The organism is Aeromicrobium terrae (genome assembly GCF_008039565.1).
GTDB classification, from domain to species: domain Bacteria; phylum Actinomycetota; class Actinomycetes; order Propionibacteriales; family Nocardioidaceae; genus Aeromicrobium; species Aeromicrobium terrae.
The window spans coordinates 168,133-188,872 of sequence record NZ_VDUX01000006.1 but is presented as its reverse complement, the minus strand read 5'-3'; the positions used below and the strand labels follow the sequence as shown (position 1 = coordinate 188,872).

Below are 20,740 nucleotides of genomic sequence, written 5' to 3'. Positions count from 1 at the left end.
TGAGGTATGGAATCAGGTCAGCGCGTAGTCGCTGATCGGGAAGCGGGACGCCTCGCGGAGGGCGCCGAGCGTCGACGTCGGGCGCAGCAGCGTGGCCTCGCCGTGCTGGTTGTAGTAGTAGCTGCGGGCCGTCGCGCACGAGCCGAGCGCGAACACGGAGTCCTCGAGGTTGTGCCGCATCCGGGCGAGGAACCGGGCGTTCGCCTCCTCGGTGACCTCGAACTCGGTGGCCCCGCGCTTCTCCATCGCGGTCAGCAGCCGGGTCATGTGCTTCATCTGGCTCTCGATCGTCGTGAAGTACGAGAGGCCGGAGTACGAGTACGGGCTGTTCAGGCTGAAGTAGTTGGGGAACTTCGGCACCGCGACGCCCTCGTACGCCTGGAAGCGGTTCTCGCGCCACCACTTGCCGAGGTTGCGGCCCTCACGGCCGATGACCTCGATGGCGGGGAAGTTGACGTCCCAGAGGTTGAAGCCGGTGGCGAGCAGCAGCGTGTCGATCTCGTGGCGGGTGCCGTCCTCGGTGACGATCGCGTCCGGCTCGACGTGGGCGATCGGCGTGGTCTCCAGGTGCACGTGCGGCTGGTTGAACGTGGGGTAGTACGTGTTGGAGAACGTCGGACGCTTGCAGCCGAACGAGTAGTCGGGCGTCAGCTTGCGCCGAGTCTTCGGGTCCTTGACCTGACGCTCCATGTGCCGCGTCGCCCAGCGCTCGGCCATCCGGTTGAACGCCTTGAAGCGGCGGTAGTGCAGCACGCCCAGCACCATCAGTCCCTCCAGCGCAGTGGACCCGACGCCGCGCGCGACCCGCTGGGTCAGCGGCACGCGGGCGTACAGGCGCTGGATCGCCTTGGGCACCGGGCCGTCGGACTTCGGGGTCACCCAGATCGCGGTGCGCTGGAACACGGTGAGCTCGGCCAGCCTCGGCGCGATCTCCGGGATGAGCTGCACGGCGGTGGCGCCGGTGCCGATGACGGCGGCACGGCGGCCGGTGAGGTCGACGGAGTCGTCCCACTTCGTCGTGTGCATCACCGTGCCCTCGAACGTCTCGATGCCGGGGATCTCGGGCATCTTCGGCTGGGAGAGGAAGCCGGTGGCGGTCAGCAGGTACCGGCCGAGCACGACCTCGCCGTCGCGGGTCGTGACCGCCCAGTGCCGCGCCTCCTCGTCCCACCGGGCGCTCTCGACGGTGACGCCGAAGCGCATGTGGCGGCGCAGGTCGTACTTGGTGGCGACGTGGTCGCAATACTTCTTGAGCTCGGCGCCCGGGGCGTAGAGCCGCGACCAGTACGGGTTCGGCTCGAACGAGTACGAGTAGGTGGCCGACGGGATGTCGACGGCGAGGCCGGGGTAGCGGTTCACGTGCCAGGTGCCGCCGAGGTCGTCCTCGCGCTCGAGGATGACGAGGTCGTCGTGGCCGAGGCGGCGCAGGGCGATGGCGGCTCCCATGCCGCCGAAGCCGGCACCGATGATGACGGCGTCGTGGACCGTGGGTGTGCGGGACATCCCGACCTCCTGAGTTCAGATACCGACGGTATCCGAATCGCGGAGGTGGGCGCAAGGGCCGTACGGCAGGATGGACGCCATGACGCTGGAGATCACCGTTCGTGGGTCGGCCGAGCTGCGTTACCCGGCGGAGCGCGCGGTCGTCTCGATGGTCGCCGCGATCGAGGGGCCCGACAAGCAGCGGGCCTTCGACGACGCCGTCGCCATCCAGGAGCCGCTGACGCAGCAGCTCCGCGACCTCGCCGACCGCAACGCCGTCATCACGTGGAGCAGCGAGCAGGTCCGGGTGTTCAGCCACCGGCCGTGGCTCGGCGACGGCCAGCGCGGCGACCTCACGCACGTCGCCCGCCTCGACGTCTCGGCCGAGTTCACCGACTTCGAGCGGCTCAGCGGCTTCATCGACTACTGGGCCGGCCGCGACGGCGTCGAGATCGCGTCGGTCCACTGGGACGTCACGCCGCGGCACCGTCGCTCGTACGAGTCCGAGGCGCGCAAGGCGGCCGTCGACGACGCCGTGAGCAAGGCGCAGGCCTACGCCGACGCGGTCCGACGGGGCCGGGTGATCGCCGTGCAGCTGGCCGACCCGGGCATGCTCGACGGACCGGCCGAGCGACCGCCCGAGCCGATGGCCCGGATGGCGGCCACGTTCGAGGGCGCGGACGACAGAGCGGGCCTCGACCTGACCCCTGACGAGATCGTGATCCACGTCGCGGTCGATGCCCGCTTCACCGCTGAGTGACCTGGCCCGAGGCGTGCTGAACACCACACGTGCCGCCTGACCTGCGCAAACGTGATCAAGCGCGCTTGCCGCACTGGGATACCGCCGGTATGTTGGCTGGCATGTGGTCCCTGCTCCCGGCCCGTCTCCGACAGGTCGTCACCCGCAGCCGGCAGTCGTTCGCCCCGCGTCTGCTGACCGCGGCGCACGACCTCCGGCAGAGCCTCCGGGTGCTCACCTGGCGGCCGAGGCGGCCGGCGCTGCCCCGCCGGATCCGCGTGGTCAGTCATGGGCGGGGGCGCCGGGCCGTGGGCGGCAGATGGAGCAGGGCGCGCCCGATGCGGGTGGTCTACGAGCAGGCCGTCGTCCACGAACGCCCCAGCTTCCGCTCCCGGATCGTGGCTCGCGGCGCGCGGATGTTCGTCAAGCCGCTGTTCCTGCTGCTGCCGCTCAACGACACCACCCTGAAGGCCCTCCGCTCCATCGACCGGTGGTCCGCCCGCGGGCCGCGGTCGAAGTACGTCGAGCCGGTGCAGTTCGAGCTCGGCGGCGTGCGCGTCGAGTCGATGACGCACCGCTACGGACCGTCGAGCGACATGACGATCCTCTACCTGCACGGTGGCGCGTTCTTCTCCTGCGGCATCGAGACGCACCGCCGCGTCTGTGAGCGGCTCGCCCTCTACTCCGGCGCCCAGGTGGTCTCGGTCGACTACGTCCAGCTGCCAGAGGGCACCGTGGCCGACTCCGTCCAGGACGCCATCACCGCCTACGAGGCCCTGCTCGACACCGTCGCCCACCCGGACAAGGTCGTCGTGGCCGGCGACAGCGCCGGCGGCTACCTGACCATGAAGATCGCCGAGCTCGCGACGCGTCGCGGCCTCACGCCGCCCGCCGCCCTGCTGACCTTCTCGCCGATGCTCAGCCTCGACTTCGACCGCGAGGACAAGGGCATCGCCCGCGTCACCCGCATCCGCGACGCCTACCTGCCCATGAAGCGGGTCGGGGTCGCGCGCGAGCGCTGGGTGCCCGAGGGCTCGGCCATCGAGGGCTACGCGTCGCCGCTGTTCGCGACGGGCTACATCAGCTCCCCGGCGTTCTTCGTCGCGGCCGAGGACGAGATGCTCCGGCCCGAGGTCGAGGCGATGGCGCTCCAGCTCAGCGAGCGCGACGTCGACGTCGAGACCCACCTGTGGCGCGGCCAGGTGCACGCGTTCCCGGTGCTGGCCGACGCCATGCCGGAGAGCCGCGAGGCCCTGAAGCTGGCCGCCGACTTCGCCCGTCGCGCGGTCGGGGAGCCCGAGCAGCACCACGTGAAGGATCCGGACCAGCACGTCGAGACAGTGGTCGGCGAGCTCGTGCCCGACGACGTCAGCGAGGACGACGAGGTCATCGACGTCGAGCTCGAGACCGGGTCCGACGACCGGAAGCGCTGGTTCTTCCAGGCGTCCTAGGCTGCTAGCCCCGGAAGGTCAGCTTGACCTGTGCCCGGGTGATGTCGCCGTCGCGCTTCGTCGAGATGCCGACGGTGCCGAGGGGACGGGCCTGCTCGAGGTCGGCGACGACGTCCGGCGGCGGGTCCTCCTGCAGCAGCGCGTCGATCACGGTGCCGAGGTCGGCGAACAGCAGGGCGTTCGTGGCGTCGGGCAGGATCACGTCGGTGTACCGCTGGCTCTCGCTGAGCCTCGTGCCGGACGTCTGCAGCGCGTCGGGGTGGTTCGCGATCAGCGTGGCGCCGTCGGCGGTCGTCGCGTCGAAGCTGACCCCGGCGAGGTTGCGCAGGAGCCGCGCCAGGCGGTCGGCGGCGTCCTTGGCGTCCGGGTCCGCGACGCGCGCACCGATGTCGTAGGCGTCGATGTCGCTGACGTCCTCGATCTGCGCCACCGTGCCGATGTTGCGCTCGCCCACGGCGAGCGTCAGGCCGGGCGACAGGAGGGCCACGAGGTCGTCCGGCAGCTTCATGCCGAGGGCGTCGACGAAGCGGCCGACCTGGTCGGAGTCGACGCCGTCGGCCTCCATGTCGTCGATGAACTGGGTCCACTGCGAGCGGATCTGGTCCTCGGACCCCTGCAGCGCGACGGCCGCCACGGTCGACGCCGGGAGGGTCTCGATCTGCGTGTCCTCGGTGGTCGCGAACGGCAACCCGCGGGACACCACGTCCAGCTCCACCGACGACGACCCGGCGCGCAGGGCCGCGGCGGCGGTGCTGCTGTCGGGAAGCGCCGAGAGGAGCGGCTGCGGCAGCTCCTTCCTGACCGACGCGAGATTGGCGACGGCGTTGCCGTCGACCCAGAACGAGGCGACGCCCTGGTTGCCCAGGTCGTCCATGTCGCGGGAGAACGTCGAGTCGTCGGCCAGTGCGGACCGGTCGGCGTCGGCCACCGTCTCGTCGGCGATCGCCTGGGTCTCGGCCACGATCGCGTAGCCGTGGCTGAAGGCCAGGCCCGCGTTGTCGGCGTCGCCGCAGTCGGCGAGCTGCTTCAGCGTCTTGCGGGCCGCGGTCTCGTCGTCGACCTGCAGGGCGAAGACGACGTCCGGTGCGGTGCCCACGACGGCGACACCGGCGCGCTCACCGATCCACGGCTTGATGTCGTCGGCGAAGTCGAGACCGCAGCCGCTCGCGGCCTGGTCCACGATCAGGCGACGGAGGTCCTGGTCGGGGTCCTCGATGCCGAGCGACTTCGCGAGCTCCGGGAACTTCTTGACCAGCCGGAACGCGGCCACCTTCTGGCCTGCGGACGGGTCGAGGTCGATGCGCGCGTACGCGATCGTGTCGGCCGGCAGGACGTCGTGCGGCTGGGTGCCGCCGCCGGAGAGCTGGTAGCCGATGCCGGCGAGAGCGGATGCGGTGACGGCGACGGCGGCGAGGCCGAGCGTCGCGACCAGTCCACCGCGACCGGGTACCGACGACTTCTCCGCCGACGGGTCGTCGGCGATGTCCGTGCTGGTCATGTGCGTGCCCTTTGTTCCCGAGACGAGCTTGCGGGTCCAACGTAGACAGCGGCAGACACCGGTGTCCGTGAATTGGGGAACTCGGTCCGACACTTAAAAGCAGGCTTGACTGTTTGTTCTTTCTCGCCCATGATGGCCCGGTGACCGACGAGCCGACCACGCGCACGCCGCAGGGGGAGCGCACGCGCGCCATGCGGCTGCGGCTGATGGAGGCCACGGTCGAGTGCCTGGTCGAGCTCGGCTGGGCCGGCACGTCCACCACGGTGGTCAGCCAGCGCGCGGGCGTCTCCCGCGGCGCGCAGCTGCACCACTTCCCGAGCAAGCAGGATCTCGTCGTCGCCGCCGTCGGGCACCTGAGCGAGCGACGTCGCGAGGACATGGCCAAGTCGGCCGCTGACCTGCCGGAGCACGGACGCACCCGCGCCGTGCTCGACGTCCTCGCCGCCCAGTTCGTCTCGCCGGTCTTCTTCGCGGCCCTCGAGCTGTGGGTCGCCGCCCGCACCGACGCGGAGCTGCGCAAGGCCGTCGGGCCGCTGGAGCGCCGCGTCGGCCGCGAGACGCACGCGTTCGCGGTCGAGCTCCTCGGCATCGACGAGGCCAAGGGCGACAACCGCGCGCTCGTGCAGGCCACTCTCGACCTCGTGCGCGGCCTCGGCCTCGCCGCCTCCCTCAGTGACGACAGCAAGCGCCGCAGCGTCGTGCTCGACGCCTGGGCCACCGTCCTCGATGACCAGCTGGAGACCTCATGACCGACGTCCGCACGTCCGTGATCGCCGATCTCGAGGCCGAGGGGGCTCAGCTGGAGAGCTGGGTCGCCCCGCTCGACGCCGCCGCCTGGGACACCGTCACCACGCCCGAGGGCTGGACGATCCGGCACCAGGTCGGCCACCTCGCCTGGACCGACGAGGCGTCGCTGCTGGCCATCCACGACCCGGAGGCGTTCGGCGAGAGCCTGAAGCTCGCGGCCGCCAACCCCGAGCACTACGTCGACGAGGGCGCCGAGGAGTGGGCGAAGCTCGAGCCCGCCGAGATCCTCGAGCGCTGGCGCGAGGGCCGGACCCGGCTCGCGACGTCGCTGGCCGAGGTGCCCGACGGCGAGAAGATCGGCTGGTACGGCCCGCCGATGGCGCCGACGTCGATGGCCACCGCGCGGATCATGGAGACCTGGGCGCACTCGCACGACGTCGCCGAGTCGCTCGGCATCACGCCGCCGCAGACCGACCGGTGCAAGCACGTCTGCCACCTCGGCGTCCGCACCCGCGGCTTCGCGTACCTGATGCGCGGCGAGCAGGCGCCCGACGTGGAGATCCACGTCGCGCTCACCGGCCCGTCCGGCGACCTGTGGACCTGGGGCTCCGTCGAGGCCGAGCAGCGGGTCACCGGCTCCGGCTACGACTTCGCCCTGCTGGCCACGCGCCGCCGGCACGTCGAGGACGTCGACGTCCATGCCGAGGGCGACGACGCCGCGCACTGGCTGACGATCATCCAGGCGTTCGCCGGCCTGCCCGGCAACGACCCGCAGCGGCTGGCGGACCGATGACGGCGGGCATGCCCGGCGGGGGTGCCGGGCCGGGGGCGGCGGATGGCTCCGTGCGCATCGGGAACTGCTCGGGCTACTACGGCGACCGCCTCTCCGCGATGAAGGAGCAGCTCGAGGGCGGGGCGCTCGACTACCTCACCGGCGACTACCTGGCCGAGCTCACCATGCTCATCCTGGGCCGCGACCGGATGAAGGACGCCGACCTCGGCTACGCCAAGACGTTCGTCCGCCAGCTGACCGAGTGCCTCCTGCTCGCGAAGGAGCGCGGCGTGCGGATCGTCGCGAACGCCGGCGGGCTCAACCCGGCCGGGCTCGCGGAGACGCTGCGCAAGGTCGCGGCCGACCAGGGCGCCGACGTCGTGATCGCCCACGTCGAGGGCGACGACCTCCTGCCGCGGGCCGAGGAGCTCGGCTTCGGCAGCGTGCTGACCGCCAACGCCTACCTCGGCGCGTTCGGCATCGCCGAGGCCCTGAACCGCGGCGCCGACGTCGTGGTCACCGGACGGGTCACCGACGCGTCCGTCGTCGTCGGCCCGGCGATCGCGCACCACGGCTGGGGCCGTGACGACCTCGATGCCCTGGCGGGCGCCGTCGTCGCGGGCCACGTCATCGAGTGCGGCACGCAAGCCACCGGCGGCAACTTCTCCGGGTTCCGCTCCATCGACCGGTCGAAGCCGCTGGGCTTCCCGATCGCCGAGGTGGCGGCCGACGGCTCGTCGGTCATCACCAAGCACCCCGGCACGGGCGGCGCGGTCACCGTCGACACCGTCACGGCGCAGCTGATGTACGAGATCGGCGGCCCGGTCTACCTCGGCCCCGACGTCTCCACGCGCCTCGACACCATGACCGTCACGCAGGAAGCCACCGATCGCGTGGCCATCACCGGGGTGACGGGGGAGGCGCCGCCCGAGACCGCGAAGGTCTGCCTCAACACCGTCGGCGGCTTCCGCAACAGCGTCGAGTTCCTGCTCACCGGCCTCGACATCGACGAGAAGGCCGCCTGGATCCGCGAGCAGATGGAGGCCGCGTTCGAGGCCGGCACGCGGCCCGAGGTCGTGGAGTGGGTGCTCGACCGCACCGACGTCGTCGACCCGCCCACGGAGGCCGCCGCGACGTCGCTGCTCGGCCTGCACGTGAAGGACCCGCAGGCCGACCCGGTCGGCCGCGCGTTCAGCAGCGCCGCCATCGAGCTGGCCCTCGCGTCGTACCCCGGCTTCAGCGTCACCCGCCCCCCGGCCGCGGGCACCCCGTTCGGTGTCTACCGCCCGGCGTTCGTCCCGCAGACCGAGGTCCCGCACGTCGTCGTCATGCCCGACGGGGAGCGGATCGAGATCGCGCCGCCTGCCGACGTCGCTTCGGTCGCAGAGCTCCCTCCCGCCCCTTCGGGGCTAGCGACCGCACACGAATCGGTCGCTAGCGGCGGAGCCGCGGGAGGGAGCGCCAGCGACCGAAGCGTGAAGCGCGTCCCCCTCGGCAAGCTGGTGCACGCCCGGTCGGGCGACAAGGGCGGCGACGCGAACCTCGGCGTCTGGGTGCCCGCCGACCACCCGCGCCGCGACGACGCCTACGCCTGGCTGGCCGGCTTCCTCGACGAGGACGCCGTGCGCGCGCTGCTGCCGGAGGCCGCCGAGCTCGAGCTGGAGATCCACCCGTTGCCGAACCTGGCCGCGGTCAACGTCGTCGTGCACGGACTGCTGGGCGAGGGTGTCTCCTCGTCCACCCGGCTCGACCCGCAGGCGAAGGGGCTCGGCGAGTGGTTCCGGGCCCGCGACGCCGACATCCCGGAGGAGTTCCTGTGACCGTCTTCGACACCCCCGAGCGGCTGGCGCTGCGTGAGAGCGCGCGCCGGTTCACCGAGCGGGAGATCGCGCCGAACATCGCCCAGTGGGAGGACGACGGCCAGCTGCCGCGCGAGCTGCACCTGGCCGCGGCCAAAGCCGGGCTGATGGGCGTCTCGTTCCCGGAGGAGGTCGGCGGCCAGGGCGGTGACGTCATCGACTCCGCGGTCGTGTCCGAGGGCGTGCTCGACGGCGGCGGCTCCACGGGCGTCATGGCGTCGCTGTTCACCCACGGCATCGCGCTGCCGCACATCGTGCAGAGCGGCAACGCCGACCTGATCGACCGCTACGTCCGGCCCACGCTCGCCGGCGAGCTGATCGGCTCGCTCGGCATCACCGAGCCGGGCGGCGGGTCCGACGTGGCCGGCCTGAAGACCAGAGCGGTCCGCGACGGCGACCACTACGTCGTCAACGGCGCCAAGACGTTCATCACCTCCGGCGTGCGGGCCGACTTCGTCACCACCGCGGTGCGCACCGGCGGCGACGGCTACGCCGGCATCAGCCTGCTGGTCATCGACAAGAACACGCCGGGCTTCACCGTCGCGCGGCCGCTGCGCAAGATGGGCTGGCACTGCTCCGACACCGCCGAGCTGACCTTCGAGGACGTCCGGGTGCCGGCCGAGAACCTGGTCGGCGAGGAGAACGGCGGATTCGTGCTGGTCATGCAGCAGTTCGTCAACGAGCGCCTGAGCCTCGCCGCGCAGGGCGTCGCCACGGCCCAGCGCGCCATCGCCCTCGCCTCGGACTACGCCAAGCAGCGCGTGACGTTCGGCCAGCCGCTCTCGTCGCGCCAGGTGATCCGGCACAAGCTCGTCGACATGCACCGCCGCACGGCCGCCGCACGGGCCTACACAGCCGAGGCGTACGCGCAGGCCGCGGCGAGCTCCACCACCGATCCGAAGGTCATCGCCGACGCGGTGCTCGCCAAGCGCCAGGCCGTCGACGCGGTCGAGTTCGTCGTGAACGAGGCCGTGCAGATCTTCGGCGGCATGGGCTACATGCGGGAGTCCGAGATCGACCGCCACTACCGCGACGCCCGCCTCCTCGGCATCGGCGGCGGCGCGAACGAGGTCCTGAACGACCTGGCCGCCAAGCTTCTGGGGTATTCATGAGCACCGCGATCGACACGTCCAGCGAGACGTTCAAGCAGAACCACGAGGCGATGCTCGAGCGCGTCGCCGACCTCGCCGAGCAGCACGCCAAGGCGCTGGAGGGTGGTGGCGAGCGGTACGTCACCCGCCACCACGAGCGCGGCAAGCTGACGGCCCGCGAGCGCATCGAGCTGCTCGTCGACCCGGACTCGCCGTTCCTCGAGCTGTCGACGCTGGCCGCGTGGGGCACCGACTTCACCGTCGGCGCGTCCGTGGTCTGCGGCATCGGCGTCGTCGAGGGCGTCGAGTGCATGATCGTCGCCAACGACCCGACGGTGAAGGGCGGCACGTCCAACCCGTCGACGCTGAAGAAGGGCCACCGCGCCGCGCAGATCGCCGCCGAGAACGGGCTGCCGAGCATCCAGCTCGTCGAGTCCGGCGGCGCCGACCTGCCGACGCAGAAGGACATCTTCATCCCGGGTGGCGCGTCGTTCCGCAACATCACCCGGGCCAGCGCGGCGAAGCGCCCCACCGTCGCCCTCGTGTTCGGCAACTCCACCGCCGGCGGCGCCTACATCCCGGGCATGAGCGACTACGTCGTCATGGTGAAGGAGGGCGCCAAGGTGTTCCTCGGCGGCCCGCCGCTGGTGAAGATGGCCACCGGCGAGGAGTCCGACGACGAGTCGCTCGGCGGCGCGGAGATGCACGCGCGCCAGTCCGGCCTGGCGGACTACCTCGCCGTCGACGAGCACGACGCGATCCGGCTCGGCCGCCAGATCGTCCGGCGCCTCAACTGGGAGAAGAAGGGTCGCGCGCCGGCCGCCGACTACGCCGAGCCGCTGTACGACGCCGACGAGCTGCTCGGCATCGTGTCCACCGACCTGAAGGTGCCGTTCGACCCGCGCGAGGTGATCGCCCGAATCGTCGACGGCAGCGAGTTCGACGAGTTCAAGCCGTTGTACGGCACCAGCCTCGTCACCGGGTTCGCGCAGCTGCACGGCTACCCGATCGGCATCCTCGCCAACGCGCAGGGCGTGCTGTTCAGCGAGGACTCGCAGAAGGCGGCGCAGTTCATCCAGCTCGCCAACCAGATCGACACCCCGCTGCTGTTCCTGCACAACACCACGGGCTACATGGTGGGCGCGGAGTACGAGCAGAAGGGCATCATCAAGCACGGCGCGCAGATGGTGAATGCGGTCTCCAACTCCAAGGTGCCGCACATCTCCGTCGTGATCGGCGGCTCGTACGGCGCCGGCAACTACGGCATGAGCGGCCGCGCGTACGACCCGCGGTTCATGTTCAGCTGGCCGAACGCGAAGTCGGCGGTGATGGGCCCGGCGCAGCTGGCCGGCGTCATCTCGATCGTCGCCCGCGGCGCGGCCGAGGCCAAGGGGCTGCCGTACGACGAGGAGGGCGACGCCCAGATGCGCGCCCTCGTCGAGCAGCAGATCGAGGAGCAGTCGCTGGCGTACTTCACGTCGGGGATGGTCTACGACGACGGCGTCATCGACCCGCGCGACACCCGCTCGATCCTCGGGATGTGCCTCTCGGCCATCCACACCGTGCCCGTCGAGGGCGTCAAGGAAGGCGGATTCGGGGTGTTCCGACTGTGAACCCGAACGACGTGGTCTCGATACGCTCCGGCCGCGGGCGGCCTCCGCTACTCGACCACCGGTGGTCGAGTGCGCCCGCGAGCGCCAGCGAGCTGGGCGTGTATCGAGACCACCAGGAGGTCCGATGATCACGTCAGTCCTGGTGGCGAACCGCGGAGAGATCGCGCGGCGGGTGTTCCGCACCTGCCGCGACCTCGGCATCCGCACCGTCGCCGTGCACTCCGACGCCGACGCCGACGCGCCGTTCGTCCGCGAGGCCGACCGAGCCGTTCACCTGCCGGGCAATGCGCCGTCCGAGACGTACCTGCGTGGCGACCTCGTCATCGAGGCCGCCAAGAAGGCCGGGGCCGACGCGATCCACCCGGGCTACGGGTTCCTGTCCGAGAACGCGGACTTCGCCCGTCAGGTCGTCGAGGCCGGGCTGGTCTGGATCGGCCCGGCGGCCGAGACGATCGAGGCGATGGGCTCGAAGATCCGCGCCAAGGAGCTGATGGCGAAGGCGGGCGTGCCGATCCTCTCGGTCGACCCGGACTCCGCGAAGGCCGAGGACTTCCCGCTGCTCGTGAAGGCCTCCGCCGGTGGCGGCGGCCGCGGCATGCGCGTCGTCGAGAAGCCCGAGGACCTGGCCGGCGAGATGGCGAAGGCCGGCGCCGAGGCGGCGTCCGCGTTCGGCGACGACACCGTGTTCGTCGAGCCGTACCTGCCGCGCGCTCGCCACGTCGAGGTCCAGGTCATGGCCGACACGCACGGCACCGTGTGGGTCGTCGGTGACCGCGACTGCTCGATCCAGCGTCGCCACCAGAAGGTGGTGGAGGAGGCGCCCGCGCCGAACCTCACCGACGCCACGCGCAAGACGCTGCACGACGCGGCCCGCGCCGCGGCCGAGGCGGTCTCGTACGTCGGCGCCGGCACGGTCGAGTTCCTGGTCGACGGCGAGCGGGTCTTCTTCCTGGAGATGAACACGCGCCTGCAGGTCGAGCACCCGGTCACGGAAGAGGTGTTCGGCGTCGACCTCGTCGCGCACCAGGTCGCCGTGGCCGAGGGCCGCGAGCTGGGCGAGCCGCCGGCCGGCCCGACCGGACACGCCGTCGAGGTCCGCCTCTACGCTGAGGACCCGGCCGACGACTGGGCGCCGAGCACCGGCACGATCCGCCGGTTCGAGGTGCCGGGGACGGCAGGCATCCGCGTCGACTCCGCGGTGGAGTCCGGCTCCACGGTCGGCATCCACTACGACGCGATGATCGCGAAGATCGTCGCGTACGGGGCCGACCGCACCGAGGCGCTGCGCAAGCTGGATGGCGCGCTCCGCGGGACTCGAGTGCACGGACTCGTCACCAACGTCGACCTGCTGCGCTCGATCATCACCGACGACGACTTCGTCGCCGAGCGGCTCAGCACCGCGCTGCTCGACGACCGGCTGGCCGACTGGACCGCACCGCGTCACGACGAGCGGTCGGTGCGGAAGGCCGCGCTGGCGGCAGCGCTGGCCGAGGCGGAGCACGCGCGAGAGGGAGCTCGCGTCCTCCACCGCATTCCGGCGGCGTTCAGGAACGTGCCGTCGCAGCCGCGCACCCGGACCTACCTCTCGACAAGCTCAAGGAGCGAGGACTCGCTCACGGTCAGCTACGCGGGCGGACGCGCGGGCCTCACGCAGGACGAGATCGAGGGCGTCACCGTCGTCTCCGCCTCGTCCGGTCGCGTGGTGCTCGAGGACGGCGGCGTCACGGACACCTACGTCGTGGCGGTCGCCCCGGGCAGCGTCGACGTCGACGGTCCGGACGGGTCGTGGTCGTTCACGCCGGTGCCGCAGTTCGTCGACCCGGCCGACGTCGTCGCGGAGGGATCGCTGCTGGCGCCGATGCCGGCGTCGGTCATCAGCGTCGCCGTCGAGGCCGGGCAGCAGGTCAGCAAGGGCGACGTCGTCGTCGTCCTCGAGGCCATGAAGATGCAGCACACCATCACCGCGCCGACCGACGGCGTGGTCAGCGAGCTCGACGTGAGCCCCGGCCAGCAGGTCGAGTCGGGGGCCGTCCTGGCCGTCATCGAGGAAGAGAGCAAGGACCAATGAGCACGTTCACCGAGACCGACGAGCGCAAGGCGCTCCGCAAGGCCGTCGCCGAGCTCGGCGCCAAGTACGGCCGCGACTACTTCGAGCAGGCCGCCAAGGAGGGTCGCAAGACCACCGAGCTGTGGCAGGAGGCCGGAAAGCTCGGCTACCTCGGCGTCGCCGTGCCCGAGGAGTACGGCGGAGGCGGCGGCGACATCGGCGACCTCGCGGCCGTCTGCGAGGAGCTCGCCGCGGCCGGCAGCCCGCTGCTGCTGATGGTGGTCTCCCCGGCGATCGTCGGCACGATCATCGCCCAGTACGGCACCGACGAGCAGAAGCAGCGCTGGCTGCCCGGCCTGGCCGACGGCACGTCGACGTTCGCGTTCTCGATCACCGAGCCCGACGCCGGCTCCAACTCGCACCGCATCACCACCACGGCGACGCGCGACGGCGAGGAGTGGCTGCTCAAGGGCCAGAAGACGTACATCTCCGGCGTCGACGAGGCGAGCCACGTGCTCGTCGTCTCGCGCACGGCGGACGCGAAGACCGGCAACCTCAAGCCGGCGCTGTTCCTGGTGCCGACGGACGCCGAGGGCTTCACGTACACCGAGATCGACATGGGCATCACGTCGCCGGAGAAGCAGTTCACGCTGTTCTTCGACGACGTCCGCCTGCCGGGCGACGCGCTGATCGGCAGCGAGGACGCCGGCATCGAGCAGCTCTTCGCCGGCCTGAACCCCGAGCGCATCATGGGCGCCTCGTTCGCCTGCGGCACCGCGCGGCTCGCGCTGACGAAGGCCTGCGAGTACGCGAAGGATCGGCAGGTCTGGAAGGCGCCGATCGGCTCGCACCAGGCGATCGCCCACCCGCTCGCCCAGTCGTACATCGAGATCGAGATGGCGCGGCTGATGACCCAGCGCGCCGCCGCGCTCTACGCCGCCGGCGACCACATGGGTGCCGGCGAGGCCGCGAACATGGCCAAGTACGCCGCCGGCGAGGCCGTCTGCAACACCGTCGACCGCGCCATCCAGACGCACGGCGGCAACGGCCTGGCCAACGAGTACGGTCTCGTGCAGATGCTGGCCGGCTCGCGCCTGTCCCGCATCGCCCCGGTGAGCCGCGAGATGGTGCTCAACTTCATCGCCCAGTTCTCCCTGGGCCTGCCCAAGTCGTACTGATTCGTTCGCGCTGAGAGTGACGTTTTCGCCCGGAAATTCGGGAAAAGAGGTCGAAAACGTCACGCTCACGGGGAAAGGAAGGCCATGACCGACGAGCTGGTGCACCTGGAGGTCGCGGCCGCGATCGCCACGATCACGCTGGACAGCGAGCACAACCGCAACGCGCTGAGCCGGCAGCTGGTCACCGAGCTGGGTGAGCACCTGGCGACGGCGGAGGCCGACGACGCCGTGCGTGTCATCCTCGTCCGCTCGGCCGGCCGGGTGTTCTGCTCCGGCGCCGACCTCAGCGAGGCGGCGTCGGGCGGGATGGAGCAGGGCGCTCAGGCGATCGTCGCCCTGCAGCGGCAGATCCTCGCGGGCGGCACCCCGGTCGTGGTCGAGCTCGGCGGACCGGTGCGCGCCGGCGGTCTCGGCATCGTCGGCGCGGCCGACGTCGTGGTGGCCGCCGAGTCGGTGACGTTCGCGCTCACCGAGGTGCGGCTCGCGCTCGCCCCGGCGGTCATCTCGCTCAGCCTGCTGCCGCGGCTGTCGCCTCGCGCGGCGTCCGACGTCTTCCTCACCGGCCGCACGTTCGACGCGGCCGAGGCGGCGAGCCTCGGGCTCGTCACCCGCACGGTGCCGGACGACGACCTCACCTCCGCGGTCCAGTCCGTCCTCGACGACCTCGCGAAGGGCTACCCGCAGGGACTCCGCGAGACCAAGGCGCTGCTCAACCACGACGTCATCGAGCGGCTCGACGCGCTCGGCGGGGACGTGGCGGCTCAGTCGACGCGACTGTTCGGCAGCGACGAGGCGAGGGAAGCGATGACGGCCTTCCTCAACCGTAAGAAGGGCTGAGCCGGAAGGACGTGGTGGCGGCCTCCGTGCGGGCGTCGCCGAAGTAGTTGACCCACGCCTTGCGGCCGACGACGGGTGAGCCGCCGGCGCCGCGGCCGGTGAGCAGGAACGTCGCTCGTCCGTCGACCAGCGGGAGCACGATCTCCAGGTCGCGGGTCACCAGCTCGACCTCGCCGGTGGCGGGATCGCCGCCGCCCTGGCGCTCCACCGCGATGACCACGTGGGCCGTCCGCCGCTCGACCATGACGTCGACCTCGATCGCCGCGGCGCCGTCGTCGGCAGCGCTCGCGATCCGTCGATGCCGGCCCGGCGCGGGAGCGAACTCCGCCTGGGGCAACGGCACGACGCCGCTGCGGGACACCGCACCCCCCATGAAGTCCTCCTGACGTCCCCGCAAGTATGCCGTTCCTCCCTGGCATTGCAGGGGATGCGGGCGGCGTGTCCAACGGTTGGCCGAGTCGCTGCGGAATAGCTCGCGGACCCAATAGACTTGACAGTTCGGTAAACCAGGAAGAGGAGTCCGGTGGCATCCACCAGCGCCGAGGATCGTGAGATCGCCGCGGAGCAGGCGTACGTCGACACGGTGCACGAGCGGCTCGACGAGTCCGCGAAGGTGGCCCAGTCCCTCGTCGCCGAGGGCATCGCGCGAGGTCACGTCGGCAACGAGGGCGCGCTCGTCGAGCGCGACGCGATGGTCTACCAGGCCTCGCGGCGGCTCTCCGCGCTCAACGCCGCCCACGACGGGCTGGTGTTCGGCCGGCTCAACCTCGCCGACGGCGAGTCGCGCTACATCGGCCGCATCGGCGTCCGAGACGAGGACCGCGAGATCCTCCTCGTCGACTGGCGCGCCCCCGCGGCAGCTGTCTTCTACCAGGCCACCGCCCAGGACCCGGCCGGCGTCGTGCGCCGCCGCGTGCTGCGCTGCGCCGGCAGCACGGTCATCGGCATCGAGGACGACCTCCTCGACGCCGCCGCGGCCCCCGACGACATGGTCGTCGTCGGCGAGGGTGCGCTGCTCGCCAGCCTGAGCCGCGCCCGCGACTCGTCGATGCACTCGGTCGTCGCCACCATCCAGAAGGAGCAGGACGAGGCGATCCGCGCCCCCGCCCGCGGCGCCACGATCATCAGCGGCGGTCCCGGCACCGGCAAGACCGTCGTCGCGCTGCACCGGGCCGCATATCTCCTCTACACCGACCGCCGGCGCTTCGAGTCCGGCGGCGTGCTGGTGATCGGCCCGTCCACCGTCTTCATGAAGTACATCGAGCGGGTGCTGCCCAGCCTCGGCGAGACGAGCGTGACGCTGCGCTCGGTCGGCGAGGTCGTCGACGGCATCCGTGCCTCGCGCCACGACGAGTCGGTCGCCGCCGCGGCCAAGGGCTCGTCGCGCATGCTCCCGGTGCTGCGCCGGCTCGCCTCCGCGCCGCAGCCGGGCGAGCCCACCGAGCTCCGCTACTTCTACAAGGACGACGTCCTCCGCCTCGACGCCCGGCAGCTCGCCGGCATCCGTCGCCAGCTCCTGTCCGGCATGAAGCGGAACCGCGCGTACACGCGCGCGCCGGCCGCGATCGCCGACGCGCTGTGGCGCCAGGTCAGCGGCGAGCGCGCGCTGGAGAAGGGCGAGTCCGGCTTCCTCGACGTCATCACGTCCGACGACGCGTTCATCGACTTCGTCGAGGCCTGGTGGCCGCCGGTCGACGCCGTCGAGCTGTGGCAGACCCTGCCGGACCGCATCGGTGAGCTCGCCAACGGCGTGTTCAACGAGGCCGAGCTCGCGGCCCTCAAGGAGTCGTGGGCCGACGGAGAGCCGCGCATCGAGGACGTTCCGCTCATCGACGAGCTCCGCTACCTCCTCGGCGAGCTGCCGGAGAAGGACGACGACGATGACGACGTCCCGCGCCAGCTGATGAGCTTCGAGCGGCGCGAGCGCGAGGAGCGCGACGACCGCGTGCGTGCCACCCGGAGCATCGAGGACGACGGTTACGCCCACGTGCTGGTCGACGAGGCGCAGGACCTCTCGCCGATGCAGTGGCGGATGCTCGGCCGCCGTGGCCGGTTCGCCAGCTGGACGATCGTCGGCGACCAGGCGCAGGCGTCGTGGCCGCACCCGGAGGAGTCGCGCGAGGCGCGGGCGAAGGCGCTCGACGGCAAGCCCGAGCACGTCTTCCGGCTGTCCACCAACTACCGCAACTCCGCCGAGATCTACGACCTCGCCGCGCTGGTGGCCCGGCACGCCGTGCCCGACCCGGACCTCGCCGAGGCCGTCCGCCGCACCGGCGAGCACCCCGAGCACGCCGTCGTCGACGGCGCGCAGGTCGTGGCCGAGGCGCTGGAGCGCACCCGGTCGATGCTCGACCGTGTGGAGGGCACGGTGGCCGTCGTGGCCGGCCGCGCCCGCCTGGCCGAGGTCGACGCCGCTTTCGCCGGCCTCGTCGCGGAGCACCCGGACCGGCTGCGCGTGCTCGACGGTCTCGACACCAAGGGCCTGGAGTTCGACGCCGTCGTGGTCGTCGAGCCCGACGACGTCGTGGAGGAGTCGGAGTCCGGGTGGCGCACGCTGTACGTCGTCCTGACGCGCGCCACGCAGCTGCTGGCCACCGTCGGCAGCACCGAGCGGTGGCGCGCCGCCGTCTCGTGACCCGGCACCGCTTCCTCGTGCGCACGCTCCAGGGCGTCGCGCTGCTGGCCGTCGCCCTCGTGGTCGCGGTGCCCACCGCGCTCAGCACGTTCGTGCACAGCGAGCGGCACATCACGATCGGCGCGCACGAGGCCACGGTCGTCCCGTCGTTCGACGGCTACGCCACCATCGACTTCGGCCCGCTGCTGCCGCACGTCCGCCTGCCGGCCGAGGCGCCGGCCAACCTCGGCGTCGACATCTCCCTCGGCAACGCCCAGGTGGACTCGCTCGACCAGCTGGTCGCCCGCGACGCCGTGATCGCCAGCCAGCCGCAAGGTGAGATCGCGGCCGTGCGCTCGGAAATCATCGACATGGGCGTCGCGGCGATGCTGCGCGGCGTGGGCGTCGGGCTGCTGGCGGCGCTCACCGTCGGGCTCGCGTGGCGCGCCGTCGGTCCACAACGACGCAGGGAGATCGGGCTGCTCCTCCGGCACGCGACGCTGCGGCGTGCGGCGCTGGCCACGGCCACCGGTGCGGCCGTCGTCGTCGCGGGTGTGCTGATCGCCGTGCCCGAGCGCGGGCAGTCGCGCCCGGAGAACGCGTGGGTGCCGCTGGCGCAGGTCTTCCCGGAGGTTCCGAGCGACCCGGTGCTCGACCGGGTGGAGCTGGTCGCCGGTTCCGCCACCCGCAGCAGCCGGGCCCTGGTGGAGGGCGCGCTCGAGACGTACCGCGCGTCGGTGCGGTTCTACGGCGCGCTCGCCGTCCGGGCCGCCACGGCCGACGTCCGCCGCCCTGAGCCGGGGGAGACCACAGCCATCGTGGTCACCGACCGGCACGACAACGTGGGCATGGACCCGGTGGCGCGCGCCATCGGCGACCGCGCCCGCGCGTCGATCCTGATCGACCTCGGCGACGACACGTCCAACGGCGGCAGCTGGGAGAAGTTCAGCATCAACTCCCTCGCGCGCGAGTTCGAGGGCTACGACGTCGTCTCGGTGGCCGGCAACCACGACCAGGGCTCCACGGTGGTGAACGCCATGAAGGAGCGCGGCTTCCGTGTGCTCAGCGGCGAGCCGGTCGACGTCGAGGGCATCAGGTTCCTCGGCTCCAGTGACCCGCGCAGCTCCGGCTTCACTGCCGGCTACGACGGCAACGAGAGCGACAACATCACCGCCGTCCGCGACCAGAGCGAGGCGCTCGCCAAGGTCGCCTGCGACGACGGCGAGGTCGACGTCCTGATCACGCACAGCCCGACGTCGGCGAAGAAGACCGTCGCCGACGGCTGCGTCGACCTCGCGCTCTCCGGGCACCTGCATCGCCAGGTCGGCCCGAGCCTCGTCACCGGCGCCAACGGCCGGTCGGTCACCACCATGACCACGGCGTCCACCGGTGGTGCGGTCTACGCGTTCGCGCTGGGCAGCAAGCTGCGCCGGCAGGCCCAGGTCACCGTCGTGACGTTCCGCGACGGCGCCCCCGTCGGCCTCCAGCCCGTCAGCTTCCAGCCCGGCGGCATCATCGAGGTCGCCGACTACACCCCGATCACGCCGTCGCCGCGCTAGACCTCAGCCGCAGCGCGTGAGGAGGAGGTGGGCGTAGGCCTCGGCGCAGCGGACGACCTCGTCGATGGGGACGCTCTCGTCGACGGCGTGGGCCTGGTCGATCACGCCGGGTCCGAGCTGGAGCGTCGGGACGCCGGCGCCGGCGTACTGACGGAGGTCCGAGCCGTAGGGCGCGCCGACGAGCGTCGGGCGGTCGAACCCGGCCTCGATCGCGGCCGCGACGGTCTCGTCGCCGAACGGATGGCCGGACGGCAGGGAACCGGCGGCGAACCGGCCGCCGGGCCACGTGACCTCGACCGGGTGCTCGCGGAACCACGGCTCGTCGACGGCGGCGATCGCCGCCTCGAACGCGGCGGTGGCCTCGGCGAACGTCTCGCCCGGCATCGTGCCGAAGCGGCCCTCGGCGACGAGCAGGTCGGGCACGGTGCTCGGCCAGTCGCCGGCCTGGACGCGTCCGACGGAGATCGGCCACGGCCGGTCCTCGAACGGGGCGGGCGGGTTCGCGTTGCGCCGGGCGTCGAGGTCGCGCAGCGCCATGCGCACGTGCTCGTAGAGGTCGACGGCGCTGATGCCGTAGCCGGCCATCGACCCGTGGGTGGCCTTGCCGCGCACCTCGAGCCGGAACGTCAGGGAGCCGGCGTTCGCGGAGACGATCTGGCCGGCGGTCGGCTCGGCGATCAGACACGCCTCGCCGGTGTGACCGCGCTTGAGCGTGCCGAACGTCCCGAGCCCGCCGTCCTCCTCGCCGATGACGGTGTGCACGGCGAACGGGCGCTCGAGCTGGTGACCCACCGCGCGCACGGCGGCCAGTATCGCCACGACCCCGCCCTTCATGTCGCAGACGCCGCGCCCGTACCAGCGGCCGCCGGACTCGTGCAGGTACCAGGGGTCGTGGCCGGTCCACCACTCGTGCTCGCCGGGCGGCACGACGTCGACGTGCCCGTTGAGGATCAGTCGCGGTGTGCCGTCTCCGGAGGTGCCGACGCAGCCCCACGCCTCCTCGCGCTCCACCTCTTCCCCGGGGTAGTCGGGGTCGGCGCGGAGCGCGTCGAGGTCGAACGGCCACAGGTCGACGTCGAGGCCGAGACCCTGCATGGTCGCAGCGCACCAGCGCTGCACGGCGGACTCCGCCTCGCTGCCGCCCACGCTGGCGTAGCTGACGATCTGCGCGAGGTCACGCCGCACGAGGTCGACGTCGATCGGGATGCCCACGCGGCCAGGATGCCAGCCGAGAAGGTCGCGCGGAACCAACC

Annotated in this window: 16 protein-coding genes; 12 read left to right on the top strand and 4 right to left on the bottom strand. The window is 71.9% G+C overall.

Features of this window, described 5'->3' with window-relative positions:
• Positions 1 to 12 precede the first annotated feature (12 nt).
• Complete coding sequence (locus tag FHP06_RS13180) at positions 13 to 1,503, bottom strand: flavin-containing monooxygenase (RefSeq protein WP_147687247.1); 1,491 nt, start codon at positions 1,501 to 1,503, stop codon at positions 13 to 15.
• 79 nt (positions 1,504 to 1,582) lie between these two features.
• On the opposite strand from FHP06_RS13180, the gene FHP06_RS13175 reads away from it, so the two are divergent.
• Together FHP06_RS13175 and FHP06_RS13170 are read left to right on the top strand one after the other, a co-directional pair.
• Positions 1,583 to 2,242, top strand: a complete 660-nt coding sequence (locus tag FHP06_RS13175) for an SIMPL domain-containing protein (protein ID WP_147687246.1) — start codon at positions 1,583 to 1,585, stop codon at positions 2,240 to 2,242.
• A 101-nt stretch (positions 2,243 to 2,343) separates the two neighbouring features.
• The gene (locus FHP06_RS13170) at positions 2,344 to 3,672 is read left to right on the top strand and encodes an alpha/beta hydrolase (RefSeq protein ID WP_187271929.1); all 1,329 of its coding nucleotides are present in this window, start codon (positions 2,344 to 2,346) and stop codon (positions 3,670 to 3,672) included.
• A 4-nt stretch (positions 3,673 to 3,676) separates the two neighbouring features.
• Here the strand turns inward: FHP06_RS13170 and FHP06_RS13165 are convergent, their stop codons facing one another.
• The gene (locus FHP06_RS13165) at positions 3,677 to 5,170 is read right to left on the bottom strand and encodes a DUF3352 domain-containing protein (protein ID WP_147687244.1); all 1,494 of its coding nucleotides are present in this window, start codon (positions 5,168 to 5,170) and stop codon (positions 3,677 to 3,679) included.
• Between the two features lie 140 nt (positions 5,171 to 5,310).
• On the opposite strand from FHP06_RS13165, the gene FHP06_RS13160 reads away from it, so the two are divergent.
• The 8 genes from FHP06_RS13160 (at position 5,311) to FHP06_RS13125 (ending at position 15,314) form a co-directional block, all read left to right on the top strand.
• Complete coding sequence (locus FHP06_RS13160) at positions 5,311 to 5,919, top strand: TetR/AcrR family transcriptional regulator (RefSeq protein ID WP_230973517.1); 609 nt, start codon at positions 5,311 to 5,313, stop codon at positions 5,917 to 5,919.
• Positions 5,916 to 6,710, top strand: coding sequence for a TIGR03084 family metal-binding protein (locus tag FHP06_RS13155; RefSeq protein WP_147687243.1), 795 nt, complete (start codon positions 5,916 to 5,918; stop codon positions 6,708 to 6,710). Before FHP06_RS13160 ends, FHP06_RS13155 begins: the two co-directional genes overlap by 4 nt.
• A 50-nt stretch (positions 6,711 to 6,760) precedes the next feature.
• Entirely contained in the window at positions 6,761 to 8,509 is a 1,749-nt protein-coding gene (locus tag FHP06_RS13150) for an acyclic terpene utilization AtuA family protein (protein WP_230973516.1), read from the top strand.
• A complete protein-coding gene (locus FHP06_RS13145; protein WP_147687242.1) occupies positions 8,506 to 9,660 on the top strand; it encodes an acyl-CoA dehydrogenase family protein in 1,155 nt (384 codons plus the stop codon). The genes FHP06_RS13150 and FHP06_RS13145 overlap by 4 nt, the downstream gene beginning before the upstream one ends.
• On the top strand, positions 9,657 to 11,252 hold the full coding sequence (locus FHP06_RS13140) for an acyl-CoA carboxylase subunit beta (RefSeq protein ID WP_187271928.1): 1,596 nt from the start codon (positions 9,657 to 9,659) through the stop codon (positions 11,250 to 11,252). The genes FHP06_RS13145 and FHP06_RS13140 overlap by 4 nt, the downstream gene beginning before the upstream one ends.
• A gap of 124 nt (positions 11,253 to 11,376) precedes the next feature.
• The gene (locus tag FHP06_RS13135; protein WP_147687241.1) at positions 11,377 to 13,320 is read left to right on the top strand and encodes an ATP-binding protein; all 1,944 of its coding nucleotides are present in this window, start codon (positions 11,377 to 11,379) and stop codon (positions 13,318 to 13,320) included.
• A complete protein-coding gene (locus FHP06_RS13130; protein WP_147687240.1) occupies positions 13,317 to 14,477 on the top strand; it encodes an acyl-CoA dehydrogenase family protein in 1,161 nt (386 codons plus the stop codon). Before FHP06_RS13135 ends, FHP06_RS13130 begins: the two co-directional genes overlap by 4 nt.
• A gap of 84 nt (positions 14,478 to 14,561) precedes the next feature.
• A complete protein-coding gene (locus tag FHP06_RS13125) occupies positions 14,562 to 15,314 on the top strand; it encodes an enoyl-CoA hydratase-related protein (protein WP_147687239.1) in 753 nt (250 codons plus the stop codon).
• Here the strand turns inward: FHP06_RS13125 and FHP06_RS13120 are convergent.
• The gene (locus FHP06_RS13120; protein ID WP_147687238.1) at positions 15,295 to 15,687 is read right to left on the bottom strand and encodes a hypothetical protein; all 393 of its coding nucleotides are present in this window, start codon (positions 15,685 to 15,687) and stop codon (positions 15,295 to 15,297) included. The two genes, FHP06_RS13125 and FHP06_RS13120, sit on opposite strands and share 20 nt — an antisense overlap.
• Before the next feature lie 150 nt (positions 15,688 to 15,837).
• Between FHP06_RS13120 and FHP06_RS13115 the strand changes: the two genes are divergently transcribed.
• Both FHP06_RS13115 and FHP06_RS13110 read left to right on the top strand, forming a co-directional pair.
• Entirely contained in the window at positions 15,838 to 17,949 is a 2,112-nt protein-coding gene (locus FHP06_RS13115; RefSeq protein ID WP_147687237.1) for a HelD family protein, read from the top strand.
• On the top strand, positions 17,928 to 19,487 hold the full coding sequence (locus FHP06_RS13110) for a metallophosphoesterase family protein (protein WP_147687236.1): 1,560 nt from the start codon (positions 17,928 to 17,930) through the stop codon (positions 19,485 to 19,487). Before FHP06_RS13115 ends, FHP06_RS13110 begins: the two co-directional genes overlap by 22 nt.
• 3 nt (positions 19,488 to 19,490) lie before the next feature.
• On the opposite strand, the gene FHP06_RS13105 is transcribed toward FHP06_RS13110, so the two are convergent.
• Positions 19,491 to 20,699 carry an ArgE/DapE family deacylase gene (locus FHP06_RS13105; RefSeq protein ID WP_187271927.1) on the bottom strand — a complete coding sequence of 403 codons (1,209 nt, stop codon included), beginning with the start codon at positions 20,697 to 20,699 and terminating at the stop codon, positions 19,491 to 19,493.
• Positions 20,700 to 20,740: the final 41 nt, after the last annotated feature.

Coding starts and splice junctions, on each gene's coding strand:
- FHP06_RS13130 (WP_147687240.1), top strand. CDS start 13,317: ATGAGCACGTTCACCGAGACCGACGAGCGCAAGGCGCTCCGCAAGGCC.
- FHP06_RS13155 (WP_147687243.1), top strand. CDS start 5,916: ATGACCGACGTCCGCACGTCCGTGATCGCCGATCTCGAGGCCGAGGGG.
- FHP06_RS13125 (WP_147687239.1), top strand. CDS start 14,562: ATGACCGACGAGCTGGTGCACCTGGAGGTCGCGGCCGCGATCGCCACG.
- FHP06_RS13180 (WP_147687247.1), bottom strand. CDS start 1,503: ATGTCCCGCACACCCACGGTCCACGACGCCGTCATCATCGGTGCCGGC.
- FHP06_RS13120 (WP_147687238.1), bottom strand. CDS start 15,687: ATGGGGGGTGCGGTGTCCCGCAGCGGCGTCGTGCCGTTGCCCCAGGCG.
- FHP06_RS13140 (WP_187271928.1), top strand. CDS start 9,657: ATGAGCACCGCGATCGACACGTCCAGCGAGACGTTCAAGCAGAACCAC.
- FHP06_RS13135 (WP_147687241.1), top strand. CDS start 11,377: ATGATCACGTCAGTCCTGGTGGCGAACCGCGGAGAGATCGCGCGGCGG.
- FHP06_RS13165 (WP_147687244.1), bottom strand. CDS start 5,170: ATGACCAGCACGGACATCGCCGACGACCCGTCGGCGGAGAAGTCGTCG.
- FHP06_RS13170 (WP_187271929.1), top strand. CDS start 2,344: ATGTGGTCCCTGCTCCCGGCCCGTCTCCGACAGGTCGTCACCCGCAGC.
- FHP06_RS13175 (WP_147687246.1), top strand. CDS start 1,583: ATGACGCTGGAGATCACCGTTCGTGGGTCGGCCGAGCTGCGTTACCCG.